The sequence below is a fragment of the Polynucleobacter sp. AP-Jannik-300A-C4 genome (assembly GCF_018688335.1).
Lineage (GTDB): Bacteria > Pseudomonadota > Gammaproteobacteria > Burkholderiales > Burkholderiaceae > Polynucleobacter.
Genome location: NZ_CP061316.1, coordinates 1,026,309 through 1,041,519, shown reverse-complemented (window position 1 = coordinate 1,041,519; position 15,211 = coordinate 1,026,309). Strand labels below are relative to the sequence as shown.

Genomic DNA, 15,211 nt, shown 5'->3' with positions numbered 1-15,211 from the left:
GCTCAGATGCTCAAACTTTTCTTTGCGGGAATTATTAGCTTAGCGCTTTCTACTGGTGCTTTTGCTATTTCATTGGGTAAAGCAAATTTAGTATCCAGTCCCGGTGAAACTCTTCGTATTGAGGTGCCAATCGAGTTAGCTGCCGACGAGCAAAATCTTTTATCGACTCTATCAGCCTCCATACCGCCCTCAAGTGAGTATGAGCGACTTGGTATTTCATCCAAAATTTTAGACTTTAATGCTCAAGTTATGGTCTATAGATCAAAAGATGAGCGATTGATGGTGCTAGTTGAGACAGTAAAACCTGTGCCCATTACAGATGACATCTTTGTTGATTTGTTGCTGACCTTAAATTGGTCTTCAGGATCGATTACTAGAATATTTACTTTTGTAAATGGAAGTATTCCTAAGTTCCTTGTGGAGCCTGGACAAACACTGTCTTCAATTGCTTCGCAGATGGATTCGGATCGTCCGGAATTTACGCTTGATCAAAAAATGATGGCTTTATATCAAGCCAATCCCGATGCTTTTGCTGGCGGAAATATTAATCGTTTGTTGGCAGGCTCCGAGCTCTTGATCCCTAAACCTGAGACAGTACAGGCAATTAATTCGAAGGAGGCTCAAAAGTTTGTTGAGTCTGCTGCCCAACAATGGTCTGAGAAAAAGACTAATTCAGCCAGTGTTGAAGTGAGTGCTGATGAAGCGGTTAATCCCGCTAATCGCTTAAAGATTGGTTCTAGTGGTGATGCCGATGCTGACACCAAGCGGATTACAGAAGAAATAGTAGCCCAAGAAAAAATTCTGGAACAAACTAACGCCAGAGTGGTGGAGCTAGAGAAAAATATTGCTGACTTAAAAAAATTATTAGATCAATCTCAGGGCATCTCCGAAGTTGTTGAGCTTAAAAAAAGTGGGTTTAATGTCAAAGCATCTGTTCTGGGTTTGATTGCTCTTGTTTTACTTACCGCTCTCTTAATTTGGTTCTTTATGAGCCAGTCACGTAAAAATTCCCTGCCTAGTCCTCAAGCTCGTGACTACCCCTATGAGAGCGAGCAGACAGAATCCATGCCGCCAATTCATCATAAAACCGAACATACCCCTCATGAGCATCATCATGAGGGCATGTCTGATAAGGCTAAGGCACTGTTCGGAAGCATTAACCTAGATCTACCTGTTGCTAAGCCCACTACCTCAGATTTAACGCCAGATGAGCTGAGGGTACGTTTAAATCTTGCCCGCGCTTATATCACTATTGAGGATTTTTCTGCGGCCAAAAAATCTCTTGAAGAGATTGTTCGTATTGGCGCTTCAATCGACCCTGAGATTGTGGTTGAAGCTAAGGGTATGTTGGTCGAGATTTCAAATAGTAGTAGCTAAATTCTTTGATGCGTATTGCCCTCGGACTTCAGTATGACGGCAGCCCTTATTCAGGTTGGCAGTCGCAAGTAGGTCAGAATACGATTCAAGATGAATTGGAAAAGGCGATTTCTGCATTTGTTGGGATAGATGCATCGAAATCCAATCCTATTCGTGTAATCACAGCGGGCAGAACAGATGCTGGCGTTCATGCCTTAGGTCAAGTGGTGCACTTTGATGTTGAGGTGGAGCGAGAAAACTGGTCGTGGGTGAGGGGGGTAAATACCTTCCTGCCTGAATCGATTGTGGTCAATTGGGCTCAAGTTGTTACTGAAGAATTCAGTGCTCGTTATTCTGCACATGAACGAACCTATATTTATGCATTACATGCTGGACCATGTCGATCTCCAATGGCGGCAGATCGCGCTGGTTATGTCATGTTGCCCCCGGATCGCTGGTTTGATGTTGAGGCCATGAAGCTGGCTTGTGAGTGTTTAATAGGTGAGCATGACTTCACCTCATTTCGTTCTTCAGAGTGCCAAAGTAAGACTCCAGTAAAGACCATGTATTCCATCGAAATCTTTTCGAATGAGCCTTGGCTCTATTTCAAGATCAAAGGAAATGCTTTCTTGCATCACATGGTGCGTAATTTAGTTGGTAGCTTTGTTCAAATCGGCGTTGGTAAGCAAAAAGCAGGGTGGATGGCAGAAGTTCTAGAGGCAAAAGACCGCAGTATTGCAGCGCCTACGTTTTCTCCAGCTGGACTCTATTTGGCTCAAATTGCCTATCCTGATGAGTTTCAGATTCCCAAGCCTTGGCTGGCTAATTCTTGGTTGCCTAAGGCGGTTTACGCTTAAGCAGGTCTTTATTTGCTCAAGGCTTTATCATTTCCCATATGGGCTTACTTACCAACTCTCCTGGACATACTAGAGTCAAAATCTGCGGTTTAAAGACGTCTTCGGATGTCGATGCTGCTGTTGTTGCTGGTGTGGACGCTGTTGGCTTTGTTTTTTATCCGCCCAGTCCAAGAGCGGTTACCCCCAATATTGCTGCCGCATTGATTTCTAGGCTTCCAGCTGGGGTTGATGCTGTTGGATTAGTCGTAAATGCCTCAGATGCTGAATTTGAGGCTATTAGGGCCACTGCCCCCATCACTTTATGGCAGTTTCATGGGGATGAGTCTCCCCAGGATTGTCAGCGCCTAGCGGCAGGCCAACCCTGGATGAAAGCTGCGCGCGTTGGAGCTGGCTTCGCATTTGATAATTTTTCCCTACAATATAGGCAAGCAAACGCCTTTTTGCTCGATGCGCTCGTTGAGGGCTATGGAGGAGGGGGTGTTCCTTTTGATTGGTCAGGAATTCCGCAAGCATGGATAAGCGCAAACGCGCCTCAGGTCGTTTTGAGTGGTGGATTGAACGTTCACAACGTGGGCGAAGCTATTGCTCGTCTTCATCCTTGCGCGGTTGACGTCTCTAGCGGCGTTGAAATCAGCAAGGGTGTAAAAGATCACGCCTTGATGAAAGAGTTTATTGAGGCAGTGCGAGCGGCAGACGCAAGCACATTGCCCTAACTATTTGCTGTAACTAATCAAAAGAGGTATTTATGTACGATAAGCCAGATGCACGTGGACACTTCGGTCCTTATGGTGGCGTATTTGTTTCTGAGACGCTCATGTTCGCTTTGGATGAACTTAAGGCGGCATATGCTAAATATCAAAACGATCCTGAATTCTTAGAAGAGTTTCATTACGAGCTCAAGCATTTTGTAGGGCGTCCTTCACCGGTCTATCACGCTAAGCGTTGGAGCGAGATGTTGGGTGGTGCGCAGATTTATCTGAAGCGCGAAGATCTTAATCACACTGGCGCTCACAAAATTAATAATGTGATTGGCCAAGCCATGCTAGCAAAGCGTATGGGTAAGCCGCGCATTATTGCGGAAACTGGAGCGGGGCAACACGGTGTTGCAACTGCAACGATTTGTGCGCGCTTTGGTTTGGATTGCACTGTATATCAAGGTTCTGTGGACGTCGCTCGTCAAGCTCAAAACGTCTTTCGTATGAAGTTGCTTGGTGCAAAAGTTGTGCCTGTTGAATCTGGAACAAAGACTCTCAAAGATGCGCTGAATGAAGCAATGCGAGATTGGGTGACAAATGTAGAAGATACCTTCTACATCATTGGTACTGTTGCTGGGCCTCATCCTTATCCGATGATGGTCAGAGATTTTCAGAGTGTAATTGGTGAAGAGTGCAAGGTGCAGATGCCTGAAATGACTGGGCGTCAGCCTGACTATGTCATGGCATGTGTTGGTGGTGGCTCCAATGCCATGGGTATTTTCTATCCCTATATTGACTACCCAGAAGTGAAGCTAGTTGGTGTAGAAGCGGCGGGCCATGGCTTAAATAGCGGCCTTCACTCTGCAGCACTTTGCGTCGGTAAGCCAGGCGTATTGCATGGTAATCGTACATACCTACTGCAAGATGAGAATGGTCAGATTTCTGAAACCCATTCAGTTTCTGCTGGTATGGATTATCCCGGCGTTGGTCCAGAGCATGCTTGGTTGAAAGATTCTGGTCGTGCTGACTATGTGGCAGTGACCGATGAAGAAGCCTTGAAAGCATTTCATGATTGCTGCCGTATCGAAGGCATCATTCCTGCTTTAGAGTCTTCTCATGCTATTGCTTATGCATGCAAAATGGCGCCAACTTTATCCAAAGATAAAACGATCCTAGTGAACTTATCTGGTCGTGGCGATAAAGACATGCATACCGTTGCACAAGCTACCGGCTCAGAGGGTTAGTACAAACCCATCACGATCACCTATAAAAATAATAAACACGAATTGCCATGTCTAAAATTACCGCTCTCTTTAATGAACTAAAAGCTACTGGAAAAAAAGGGCTGATTCCTTTTATTACGGCAGGCGACCCTGACCCAAAACTTACTGTTGACTTGATGCATGCATTGGTTCGTGGTGGTGCTGATGTGATTGAGCTCGGCGTCCCTTTTTCCGATCCAATGGCGGATGGTCCAGTGATTCAGCGCTCGTCTGAGAGGGCTCTTACTCAAGGCGTCACTTTGCATGGTTGCCTAGAAATGGTGAAAGAATTTCGTAAGCTTGATCCCAATACTCCAGTGGTCTTAATGGGTTATGCCAATCCAGTGGAGCAAATGGGTTCGGAGCGATTTGCAGCGGAGGCGAAATCTGCTGGTGTTGATGGTGTCTTGGTTGTAGATTACCCACCTGAAGAGTGCGTTGATTTTGCTGCCAGCATGAAAGTAGCAGGAGTTGACCCCATCTTTCTATTGGCTCCAACATCATCACCAGAACGAATAAAGGATGCCGCCAAAATAGCTTCTGGTTATATCTATTACGTATCCATGCGGGGTGTTACAGGCGCGTCCCACCTCAATACCCAAGATGTGGCCAGCATTATTCCCAAAATCCGTGAAGCCACTTCCATTCCGATTGCGGTAGGTTTTGGTATCAATGACGCTGAAAGTGCCCGCGCAGTGTCAAAAACAGCAGATGCAGTGGTTATTGGAAGTCGAATTATTCGGCTTTTAGAGGATTCTGCCCCCGGCCAAGCGGTACAATCACTCGAAACATTCATACGTGAAATTCGCGTCGCTTTAGATAGTTAATGCACTGGATAGTTAAAAACTGATGAGCTGGATCGATAAATTACTACCTCCACAAATCCAACATACGGATCCTGCGAATCGCAAATCTGTTCCTGAAGGACTTTGGGTTAAGTGCCCCAGCTGCGAAACTGTCCTTTACAGCACAGATATTGAGGCTAATTTATCGGTTTGCCCAAAATGTAGTCATCACATGCGCATCGGCGCTCGTCAGCGACTTGATAGTCTTTTGGATCCAAAAGGGCGTTATGAGATTGGCGCTGACATTTACCCGACTGATCCGCTTAAATTTAAAGATTCTAAAAAATATCCAGATCGCCTAAAAGAGGCAAGCGACGCCTCCGGTGAGTCCGAGGCCTTGATTGTGCTTGGCGGCAAAATTGAAAGTATTCCAGTTGTAGCTGCATGCTTTGAGTTTCAATATATGGGTGGCTCGATGGGTTCAGTTGTTGGTGAGCGTTTTGCCCGTGGTGTGCAAGAAGCCATCGCCAAAAAGTGTGCATTTATCTGCGTAACAGCTACCGGCGGTGCGCGTATGCAGGAAAGTTTGCTCTCTCTTTTCCAGATGGCTAAGACCAACTCCATGTTGACCTTACTCTCTAAAAAAGGTTTGCCTTACATCAGCGTTTTGACTGACCCAACTATGGGCGGAATCTCTGCTAGCTTCGCCTTTATGGGTGACGTAGTAATGGCTGAGCCTAAAGCCTTGATTGGCTTTGCAGGTCCGCGTGTCATTGAACAAACTGTTCGTGAAAAATTACCAGAAGGCTTTCAGCGTTCTGAGTTCTTATTGCAAAAGGGTGGCATTGACATGATTGTGGATCGTCGCCAAATGCGCGGTGAAATCGCTCGTCTCTTGGCATTGCTCCAGCAGCTTCCTGAGCCTGCGATTGCGGGTAGCGCAGCTGTATAAAGCGCTTGAGTTCCGCACACCAATCTCCCATTCTGTTTTCTAGCCTAACGGCTTGGCTTAGTCACCTCGAAACAGCCCACCCAGTCGGTATCGACATGGGTCTAGATCGGATTAATCGAGTTAAAGCAGCTCTAGGCTTGCACTTTGATTGCCCGGTGATCACTGTTGCTGGGACGAACGGCAAGGGCTCAACTTGCGCTTATCTTGAGAGTATCTTGCTGGCCTCTGGCTATAGAGTGGGTTGTCATATGTCTCCTCACTTACTGGTCTTTAACGAGCGTGCTCGAGTCAATGGTGAGGAAGTAAAAGATGATCTCTTACTAGAGCATTTTGCCGCCGTTGAGAAAGCGCGCGTCAGCATAGTGGATGCTCCAACGCTAACGTATTTTGAATTCACTACCTTGGCAATCATGCATTTATTTTCTAAGGCAAATTTAGATGCTGTTGTCCTTGAGGTTGGCATGGGTGGTCGTTTAGATGCCGTAAATATTGTTGATGCAGATTGCGCGATCGTCACTAGTATTGATATTGATCACGCTGATTTTTTAGGCGGTACACGTGAGGCAATTGGTCTTGAGAAGGCTGGTATTTTCCGCGCAGGTGCAATTGCAGTCTGTGGCGATCCTGTACCCCCCCAATCCTTAATTGATCATGCTGAAAAACTGGGTTGTGATTTATGGCTTCAAGGCCGTGATTACAATTTTCAGGGCGATAAGCAGCAGTGGGGTTGGGCAGGGCGTCAAAAACGCTTTAGCGGTTTAGGCTATCCCGCTTTGCGAGGCGCTAATCAAATCCTCAATGCCTCTGCTGTGATTGCCGCCTTGATGGCCTTACATCTACGTTTACCGGTAAGCGCTCAAGATATCCGGAATGGATTTGCTTTAGTAGAACTGCCTGGTCGTTTCCAGGTGCTTCCAGGCCAGCCAACTGTAGTTTTGGATGTCGCTCATAATCCTCATGCGGCAGCCACTTTGGGGCAAGGCCTCGATAAGATGGGCTATCACCCCTACACCTATGCCATTTTTGGTGCTATGGCAGATAAAGATATTGCCGGCGTGATCAAGCCTTTGCTCAGCAGTGTGGACTTCTGGTTCTGCACGGATTTACCGACCCCTCGTGCTGCTAGCGCTACAGCCTTATCTGAGAAGCTGATTGAACTGGGTGTAGCAGTTAAAAATGGGGCAGATGGCGGAATTGAGTGCTTCCCAGATCCTGCTGCAGCGTATCAAAAAGCGCTTTCCAAGGCAGGTGAGGGTGATAGAATTGTCATCTTCGGATCCTTCTATACTGTTGCCGGAGTAATGGCATATCGAAATAACCAGGCCCATTGATCCATGATTCGTTTACCGAAGCTTTTTAAGCGAAACCCTGAGACTGAAGACCTTGATCGAGGTTCAGCAAGGGGTCGCCGCACCATCAATACATCAGCCCCCCGTAGTTTTCAGCGTGCTCAAGAAAATGAAGAGCTTGCCCTCACCGAAGATCCAGAACAACAGCGTGCCCGCCATCGCCTGATTGGTGCAACCGTTCTAGTCCTGATCGCAGTGGTTGGTCTGCCTCGCATCTTGGATAACAAACCCAAGTCTGTGAATAACGATATTGCCGTGAATATCGTGACTAGTTTGCCTGCCCCAAATGCTGTAATGCCTGCCAGCGATGAAAAGGCAAAGGCATTAGTACCAGCGATTGATGCACCAGTAAAAGAAAAAGAAGTTATTCCAGTTAAAGAGCCTGTAGCAACAACTTCACCTCAAGTGAAGACAGATGCCAAATCACCACCCCCGAGCAAGGCGAACTCAATTGGTTTGGCTGCTGGGGAAGAGGTGGTTGTTGCACCAAGTCCCGCTACCAAGTCAAAAGCCGAAGAATTACCAAAAAAAGCTGGGGCCGGTAAATACGTTATTCAGATTGGCGCTTTTGCTTCTGAAGAGCGTGCAAATGGCTGGATTACTAAAATGAAAGATCAAAAGATCCCCAATTACGTCATTAATAAAACCGGTACAGATGGCGTGAAACTTTATGTTCTCAGAGCAGGTCCTTTTACTGATAAGGATGTAGCTGAAGCTGCAGAGAAGAAAGTTAAATCTATGGGCCTGTCTCCAAGGCTAGTTGAGGTCGGAGCACCTTAATGGAATATTTATCCACCTTAAAGTTAACTACGGTGGATTACTTCACCCTGGTTGTGCTACTAGTCTCTGCATTGGTGGGGATTTCAAGAGGTCTATTTAAAGAGGTTTTGGCTCTGGCATCTTGGTTTATAGCTGCCTGGGTTGCTTATCACTACACCAATTATCTTTCTGTTGAATGGTTATCCACTTTTCATATGGATGAACTGCTGAGTTTAGGCGTGAGTTTCCTTATTTTATTTATTCTGACTTTGATTGCGTGTGGCTTAGTCGGCAATGTGATTCAAAAGATTATCTTGTCTGCTGGATTAAGCATGACGGACCGTTTTCTTGGGCTGGTATTTGGTTTAGCGCGTGGCGCTGTGGTTGTGGTTGTGATGGCTACCTTAGCCGCTTTAACACCAATACCTCAAAGCGTAGCTTGGCAGAAAGCAATAACACGACCAGCTATCGATATGGCTACCAGTTTAATAAAAGGCTGGTTACCAGCTGATTGGGCAAAGCAATTGGGCAGTTCTATGCCTAAAATTACACCCACCGTTACACCTTCATTAACCATAGGGATCTAGGCTTATGTGCGGCGTTGTTGGAACAGTTTCCCACTCCCCAGTTAATCAGCTGATATACGATGCTTTGTTGCTTTTGCAACATCGCGGTCAAGATGCTGCAGGTATGGCAACGATGAATGGCAATTCATTCACAATGCATAAAGCAAACGGTTTAGTTCGAGATGTATTTAGAACCCGCAATATGCGTAGCTTAGTTGGTAATGCTGGCATCGGCCAAGTGCGCTATCCAACCGCTGGCTCAGCTAGTAGCGAAGAAGAGGCGCAGCCTTTTTACGTTAGTGCCCCATATGGAATTATCTTGGCTCACAACGGCAATCTCACCAATGCGGCTAGTCTTCGTGTAGAGATGGCTTATCGTGATCGTCGTCATATCAATACCAGCTCTGATACAGAGGTGCTGTTAAACGTTTTGGCTGACGAACTTCAAAAAGAGACTAATAGCGTAGCACTGGACGAGGGTGCAATGTTTAATGCAGTTACTGAGGTAACTAAGCGCGTTAAGGGCTCTTATGCTGTGGTCTCTTTGATTGCTGGCTATGGTTTATTAGCGTTTCGGGATCCATTTGGCATTCGTCCATTGTGTATTGGTCGCATTGATACACCTAAGGGTCCAGAGTGGATGATTGCTTCTGAGTCTGTTGCGCTTGATGGACTTGGCTTTACTTTTGTACGTGACGTCAATCCGGGTGAAGCAATCTATATTGATTTAGATGGCAATTTCTATTCCCGTCAATGTGTTGCTGACGCAGTTCTAACGCCTTGTATTTTCGAGTATGTCTACATGGCTCGTCCAGACTCAACGATTGATGGCGTTACTGTTTATAACGTACGTATGCGGATGGGCGACTACCTTGCCGAAAAGATTCGCAAAGAAACTATTCCAGGTGAGATCGATGTTGTTATGCCGATTCCGGACTCCAGTCGTCCGGCGGCAATGCAAGTTGCTAAACGCCTTGGCGTTGATTACCGCGAAGGATTCTTTAAGAATCGTTATATTGGTAGAACCTTCATCATGCCAGGTCAAGCGGTTCGCAAGAAATCGGTTCGCCAGAAACTGAACGCAATGCGAATTGAATTCAAAGATAAAACCGTGTTGATTGTGGATGACTCAATCGTTCGCGGCACCACCTCTTTTGAAATAGTGCAGATGGCGCGCGAGTCTGGTGCCAAGAAAGTGATCTTTGCTTCTGCCGCGCCTCCTGTCCGCTTCCCGAATGTCTACGGAATTGATATGCCAACTCGGAGTGAGCTAGTTGCCTACGGTCGCACCGACGAAGAGATTAATAAGATGATTGGCGCAGATCAACTGATTTACCAAAGTGTTGAGGATATGAAGCAGGCAGTTAAAGATATCAATCCCAATATCCAACACTTTGAAGCCTCTTGTTTTGATGGGCACTATATTACTGGCGACATCAATGAATCTTATTTGGATGCCCTAGAGGCAGCTCGCAATACCTCTGAGGCTAAGGCAGATCGTCAACGCGACTCCAGTGATTTTGCGCGATCACAACTTCACCTGCATTTGGCTACCGAAGACTAAAAACAACGACAGAATTCCTCAGATACTACTGTCTGAGGCAATTCTGCAATTCGGTGTCAAAATAGCGGTATGAAGAGCAAAACTACCCGCAAAAAACCCGATTTCTCAAAACTTGCGCTAGAGACCCTTGCGGTTCGCGCCGGTACTCGCCGCACAGCTGAGTACCAAGAGCATTCAGAGGCGATGTTTCTCACTTCCAGCTTTTGCTTCGATAGTGCAGAGTTGGCTGCAGATGGTTTTGCGCATGCAGACCAAGGCTTTATTTACTCCCGATTTACCAATCCCACCGTCAGCATGTTCCAGGATCGATTGGCTGCATTAGAGGGTGGTGAGGCTTGCATTGCAACTTCCTCTGGCATGGCTGCTATTTTGACAATGGCCATGTCCCATCTGCAAGCGGGCGACCATGTGGTTTGCTCTCGCTCGGTATTTGGTGCAACCATTCAATTGTTTAGCAATATTTTGGGTCGTTTTGGTATTACAACTACTTATGTGGATTTGTCAGATACCAAGGCTTGGCAAAATGCCGTCCAAGAAAACACCAAACTTTTTTATTTGGAAACACCTTCCAATCCTTTAACTGAGATTGCGGACATTAAGGCAATTTCTAAGATTGCCAAGAAGGCAAAAGCTCTCTTTGCAGTAGATAACTGTTTCTGCACGCCTGCATTACAAAAGCCTCTCTCATTGGGTGCCGATATAGTCATCCATTCAGCAACGAAGTATTTGGATGGTCAGGGTCGCGTAGTGGGCGGCGCCATTGTTGGCAGCAATGATTTCATTATGGGTAAAGTATTTCCGTATGTTAGAACTGCTGGCCCAACGCTCTCTGCGTTTAATGCCTGGGTGTTTTTAAAGGGTCTTGAGACGCTAGAGTTGCGTATGAAGCAGCAAAGTCAAAATGCCTTGGAAATTGCTCAATGGCTAGAAAAGCAGCCTGGGGTAGAGCGTGTTTATCACCCTGGTCTGAAATCTCATCCGCAACATGTACTGGCTAAGCGTCAACAAAAAGCGGGTGGCGCTATATTGTCCTTCACTCTTAAGGGTGGCAAAAAGGCCGCCTTCAAATTAATTAATCAAACCAAGCTTTGCTCCATTACCGCAAACCTGGGTGATACGCGTACAACCATTACGCACCCTGCAACAACGACACATTGCCGCGTTAGTCCAGAAGCTCGCAAAGCAGCAGGTATAACCGATGGACTCGTCCGAATTGCCGTTGGTCTTGAGAATGTGATTGATTTAAAGAATGATCTTATTGGCGGATTAAAAAAGTAATTGAAGATTTAATTAATCTAAGACCAGGAAATCCATGAGCTTTACAGGCGCTACCCAGTTCTGGAATGAACGTTTCAATAAAGAAGAGTTTATCTTTGGCAAAGAGCCAAATGAATATCTTGTTGAGCAAACATCTCAATACCTAAAACCGAATGCTTCTGTGCTCTGCATTGCCGATGGAGAAGGGCGTAATGGCGTTTGGCTCGCTAAGCAAGGGATGCGTGTTACTGGTTTTGATGTTTCTGATGTTGCACTTGTCAAGGCGAAACAGTTTGCGAAAGATAGTGAAGTCAATATTGAATACAGTCTTTGTGATACAGATGGGTTTGAATGGAAGACTAATTCCTATGATGCAATCATTGCGATCTTTATACAATTTGCTGATCCAGAAATGCGAGTTAGGATTTTTAAGCAAGTACATCAGGCTTTGAAACCCGGCGGTATATTTATTCTTCAGGGCTACACGCCCAAGCAGTTGGAATACAAGACTGGTGGACCATCTCTAATCGAGCACCTCTATACCGAAGAGATGATTCGTGAACTTAGCCACGACTTTGAAATCCTAGATCTTCAGTGCTACGAAAAAGAATTATCTGAAGGTGCTAGACATACTGGCATGTCAGCTTTACTCGGCATGGTTGCCAAAAAAATCGCATGAAAACCATCGAGATCAAAAGTGCTTGGCAAGGCAACAGCGACTGTAATGCTTGCTCTATCAGAAGCTCTGCACTCTTTGCTGAATTAAATGAAGATGATTTTTCCAAAATACATGAGCCAATTGATGACCTTCGATTTGAGGCGCATTCGGGAATTTACAACCAGGGCGAAGCTGCTGATTTCCTCTATACCTTGAGGGATGGGTATATCAAGTTACTTCATATTAATTCAGATGGATCTGGAAGAATTGTCCGCTTAGTAGTTCCTGGAGATCTATTTGGTATGGAGGCGCTCTTAGGTGACAGTTATGCCCATTCAGCAGCCGCGCTATCCAATATCCATCTCTGCCGTATCCCTAAAAAAATCATCTCTTCTTTGGGCGAAGAGTCACCACGCTTGCATCGTCAGATTGTTAAGAAGTGGGGAGAAGCACTTGCCCAATCGGAATCTTGGTTTTCTGAAATTAATACGGGTAGGATTGAAGTACGTCTTGCGCGCTTCTTCCTCAGGACCGCTAAAGTTTCTGGTGATATGGCAGTCGCCCCATTATTTAAGAGGGAAGATATGGGTTTAATGATGGATGTGAAATTTGAGACTATCAGTAGGGCGCTTGCATCTATGGCTGATCAAGGGATTATTTCAAATGTCACTCGTCTTAGCATTCAAATACCTAGTCTTGAGAAGCTAAAAGCGTTCTCACAGGCAAGTATGTAAATATTTAGGCAAGAAAAAAGCTGCCTAGGCAGCTTTTTAGAACTTCAACTAATTAAGCATTAAGCCTTTTTAGCGTAAGCAGAGCACCAGCCTGCACCTGCTACTTGCTTAGCACCAAACAAAGAGCAACCACCAGCAGCAGAACCAGGTTTACCTTGATACAGGGCGCAGCTGTCACACTTTTGGCCAGCAGCATACTTTGGATATTTTGCTTTATCCACTTTAGAGGCATCAGCCTTGTAGCCTAAAGCAGCAGCTTGTGGATCAGTTTCGGCAACCATTGCTTGAGCTTGAACTTTACCGTTCAAAGCCAATGTACAAGCACCAGCTGCAGACAAAATCATAAATTGACGGCGACTATTTTTCATTAAAACTCCATTATTAAGGGGATTTTGGGTAGCAATTACCGCTAGCTTCCTGCCATGATAATACTGATAAATCGCCCATCAATAGGGGTTTCTCTGTATTAATTTACCCGCGCCTTAGGGTGAAACTACGAATCTATGCATAAATGCGTATATATGCATTAAGAACGCTATTTTTGCATCAATTTACTAAGAAGAGGCTTTATGAAGAAAGTACTAGTTTGCTGCCTGACATTTGTTTCAGGCCTTGTTTTTGCGCAGTCCGCACCATCTACCAATCCAGAATTACTTCAAATTATTGATAAATCCACCAAGTTTGTTGTTAATACACCCAAGGGGCCAGTTGAAATTACCCGTGTAATGACCTCATGCGCTAAGAATAAAGGCTGGTTACAGCCATTAATTCCGATTAAAGGTGTTGTACCAGTTGATGAGATTGATGTCTTGAATGCCTTGAATGACAAAGATTCGATTGTTGTTGATATGCGTGTAGTTGACGATCGCGTAAAGGGGACAATTCCTGGCTCCGTTGGTATACCGTATACCGAAGTAGCAATGCGTATGGATGAATTGGGCTGCAAGAAGCCTGCCGCTGGCTCTACCAAATGGGATTGCTCAAAGGCTAAAAAGGTCTATGCTTTTTGCAATGGCCCAGTTTGCCCGCAAAGCCCTATGGCTATGGCCGCAATGACTCGTGATGGTTTTCCTGCTACCAAAATTTATTACTACCGGGGCGGCATGCTGGACTGGGATGCTTTAGGTTTAACTACGGTCAAGGATGAATTCTAAGATTTTCTTTTTGTTCCTTCCTTTCCTGGGGGCTTTTGCCCCCTTTTTTTTTATGATCTATGTCAAATATTTTGCTTGAATCTTCTTGACTATGATTATTCTTGGTAATATTATATAAATAAATATATTATTAATACCGTAATTGAGGCGATCAGAAATGAAAAACGAAAAACAGGGTCAACCAGCTCCGTATTGGAATCCTTTGCTTGCGGGCATCCTGCTCGGGATTGTTCTGTTATCTACATTTGCTTTTACCGGTCATGGCTTGGGTGCTACAGGATTTACAACCCGCCTAACAGCATGGTTTGGAATGTACCTACTACCAGCGGCTACTAATGCCAATGAATATCTTGGTGGAATGGTTGAAGAGGGCAAGCCCTTGGATGCATGGATCACATGGCAGGTGATTGGTGTTGCTCTAGGCGCTCTCATTTCAGCATTTTTTGCTGGAAGAATTGCAATTAAGCTGGATGGCCAAAAATTCTTAGGGGGCTCCAAGCGACCCTTAACCGCATTATTTGGTGGAATCTTAGCTGGCTTTGGTGCTCGCATTGCTGCGGGTTGTACCAGTGGTCTCGGTTTATCTGGCGCGGCTGTTCTGAGTTTGGCTGGATTTACATTTTTAGGTACATTCTTCGCGGTTGGATTGCTTGCCAGCCGCCTAATGAAAGAGGAGAAATAAGATGGGAACAATTCTTTCGGGTTTATTGATTGGTGGTGCCTTCGGCTTTGTGCTTGAGCGGGCTGGTTTTGGTAATCCCAATAAATTAACGGGTCAATTTCGCTTAACAGATTGGTCCGTATTTAAAGTGATGTTTACTGCAATCGTGTTTGCTGCAGTCGGACTCTTCATTCTAGAAAGGACTGGATTTGTAGAGAGCGGAAGCCTTTTTGTTCCACCATCATTCTTAGGTGCGGCAGCTTTAGGCGGTGCATTTGTCGGTGCCGGTTTTGCTATCGGCGGCTATTGCCCTGGAACATCAGTAGTTGGTCTGATGTCAGGTCGGATTGATGCAGGAATCTTTTTAATTGGTTTGTTGCTGGGAACCATCCTATTTGCAGGCATCTATCCAAGCATTGAATCTCTTACGACTTTAGGTGAACTTGCAAATGCAGATTCATTGCCAGAACTATTTAACGTTTCAAGCATTGCCATAGACCTCATCATGGTGCTTGCTGCAATTGGTGTATTTATTTTGGGCGCATGGATGGAGAAGAAATCCACAGGCCCTGTTAGTTCTCAAGAAATCTAATACTTCAAAA

The 15,211-nt window shown here is 45.4% G+C and carries 17 protein-coding genes; 16 read left to right on the top strand and 1 reads right to left on the bottom strand.

The window, feature by feature from the left end; all coding sequences use genetic code 11:
• Positions 1–6 precede the first annotated feature (6 nt).
• From FD975_RS05475 to FD975_RS05415, 13 genes are all read left to right on the top strand, one after another.
• Positions 7–1,377, top strand: coding sequence for a FimV/HubP family polar landmark protein (locus FD975_RS05475; protein WP_251371135.1), 1,371 nt, complete (start codon positions 7–9; stop codon positions 1,375–1,377).
• Positions 1,378–1,382: 5 nt separating this feature from the next.
• The gene (gene truA / locus FD975_RS05470; protein ID WP_215300851.1) at positions 1,383–2,213 is read left to right on the top strand and encodes a tRNA pseudouridine(38-40) synthase TruA; all 831 of its coding nucleotides are present in this window, start codon (positions 1,383–1,385) and stop codon (positions 2,211–2,213) included.
• Between the two features lie 38 nt (positions 2,214–2,251).
• Positions 2,252–2,926, top strand: a complete 675-nt coding sequence (locus tag FD975_RS05465) for a phosphoribosylanthranilate isomerase (RefSeq protein ID WP_215300849.1) — start codon at positions 2,252–2,254, stop codon at positions 2,924–2,926.
• A gap of 32 nt (positions 2,927–2,958) precedes the next feature.
• Positions 2,959–4,152, top strand: a complete 1,194-nt coding sequence (gene trpB, locus FD975_RS05460; RefSeq protein WP_215300847.1) for a tryptophan synthase subunit beta — start codon at positions 2,959–2,961, stop codon at positions 4,150–4,152.
• Between the two features lie 47 nt (positions 4,153–4,199).
• Positions 4,200–4,997, top strand: a complete 798-nt coding sequence (gene trpA, locus FD975_RS05455) for a tryptophan synthase subunit alpha (protein WP_215300846.1) — start codon at positions 4,200–4,202, stop codon at positions 4,995–4,997.
• 22 nt (positions 4,998–5,019) lie between these two features.
• Positions 5,020–5,907 carry an acetyl-CoA carboxylase, carboxyltransferase subunit beta gene (gene accD / locus FD975_RS05450; protein WP_215300844.1) on the top strand — a complete coding sequence of 296 codons (888 nt, stop codon included), beginning with the start codon at positions 5,020–5,022 and terminating at the stop codon, positions 5,905–5,907.
• A gap of 5 nt (positions 5,908–5,912) precedes the next feature.
• Positions 5,913–7,238, top strand: a complete 1,326-nt coding sequence (folC, locus tag FD975_RS05445; protein ID WP_215300842.1) for a bifunctional tetrahydrofolate synthase/dihydrofolate synthase — start codon at positions 5,913–5,915, stop codon at positions 7,236–7,238.
• Between the two features lie 3 nt (positions 7,239–7,241).
• Entirely contained in the window at positions 7,242–8,036 is a 795-nt protein-coding gene (locus tag FD975_RS05440) for an SPOR domain-containing protein (RefSeq protein ID WP_215300840.1), read from the top strand.
• Positions 8,036–8,602, top strand: a complete 567-nt coding sequence (locus FD975_RS05435; protein ID WP_215300838.1) for a CvpA family protein — start codon at positions 8,036–8,038, stop codon at positions 8,600–8,602. The genes FD975_RS05440 and FD975_RS05435 overlap by 1 nt, the downstream gene beginning before the upstream one ends.
• 4 nt (positions 8,603–8,606) lie before the next feature.
• Entirely contained in the window at positions 8,607–10,145 is a 1,539-nt protein-coding gene (purF, locus tag FD975_RS05430; protein WP_215300836.1) for an amidophosphoribosyltransferase, read from the top strand.
• 69 nt (positions 10,146–10,214) lie between these two features.
• Positions 10,215–11,423 (top strand): O-succinylhomoserine sulfhydrylase, encoded by a 1,209-nt coding sequence (locus FD975_RS05425; RefSeq protein ID WP_215300834.1) that lies wholly within the window; start codon positions 10,215–10,217, stop codon positions 11,421–11,423.
• Positions 11,424–11,457: 34 nt separating this feature from the next.
• On the top strand, positions 11,458–12,081 hold the full coding sequence (locus FD975_RS05420; protein WP_215300832.1) for a class I SAM-dependent methyltransferase: 624 nt from the start codon (positions 11,458–11,460) through the stop codon (positions 12,079–12,081).
• The gene (locus FD975_RS05415) at positions 12,078–12,794 is read left to right on the top strand and encodes a Crp/Fnr family transcriptional regulator (protein ID WP_215300830.1); all 717 of its coding nucleotides are present in this window, start codon (positions 12,078–12,080) and stop codon (positions 12,792–12,794) included. Before FD975_RS05420 ends, FD975_RS05415 begins: the two co-directional genes overlap by 4 nt.
• Before the next feature lie 59 nt (positions 12,795–12,853).
• Here FD975_RS05415 and FD975_RS05410 read toward each other — a convergent pair whose 3' ends face one another.
• On the bottom strand, positions 12,854–13,162 hold the full coding sequence (locus FD975_RS05410; RefSeq protein WP_215300828.1) for a high-potential iron-sulfur protein: 309 nt from the start codon (positions 13,160–13,162) through the stop codon (positions 12,854–12,856).
• Positions 13,163–13,363: 201 nt separating this feature from the next.
• Here FD975_RS05410 and FD975_RS05405 point away from each other — a divergent pair, with 201 nt between their 5' ends.
• The 3 genes from FD975_RS05405 to FD975_RS05395 all read left to right on the top strand — a co-directional run bounded on the left by FD975_RS05405 (position 13,364) and on the right by FD975_RS05395 (position 15,201).
• A complete protein-coding gene (locus FD975_RS05405) occupies positions 13,364–13,948 on the top strand; it encodes a rhodanese-like domain-containing protein (RefSeq protein WP_215300826.1) in 585 nt (194 codons plus the stop codon).
• Between the two features lie 157 nt (positions 13,949–14,105).
• Positions 14,106–14,630, top strand: a complete 525-nt coding sequence (locus tag FD975_RS05400; protein ID WP_215300824.1) for a YeeE/YedE thiosulfate transporter family protein — start codon at positions 14,106–14,108, stop codon at positions 14,628–14,630.
• 1 nt (position 14,631) lies between these two features.
• Positions 14,632–15,201: a YeeE/YedE thiosulfate transporter family protein gene (locus tag FD975_RS05395; protein WP_215300823.1), complete on the top strand. Its 570-nt coding sequence runs from the start codon at positions 14,632–14,634 to the stop codon at positions 15,199–15,201.
• Positions 15,202–15,211: the final 10 nt, after the last annotated feature.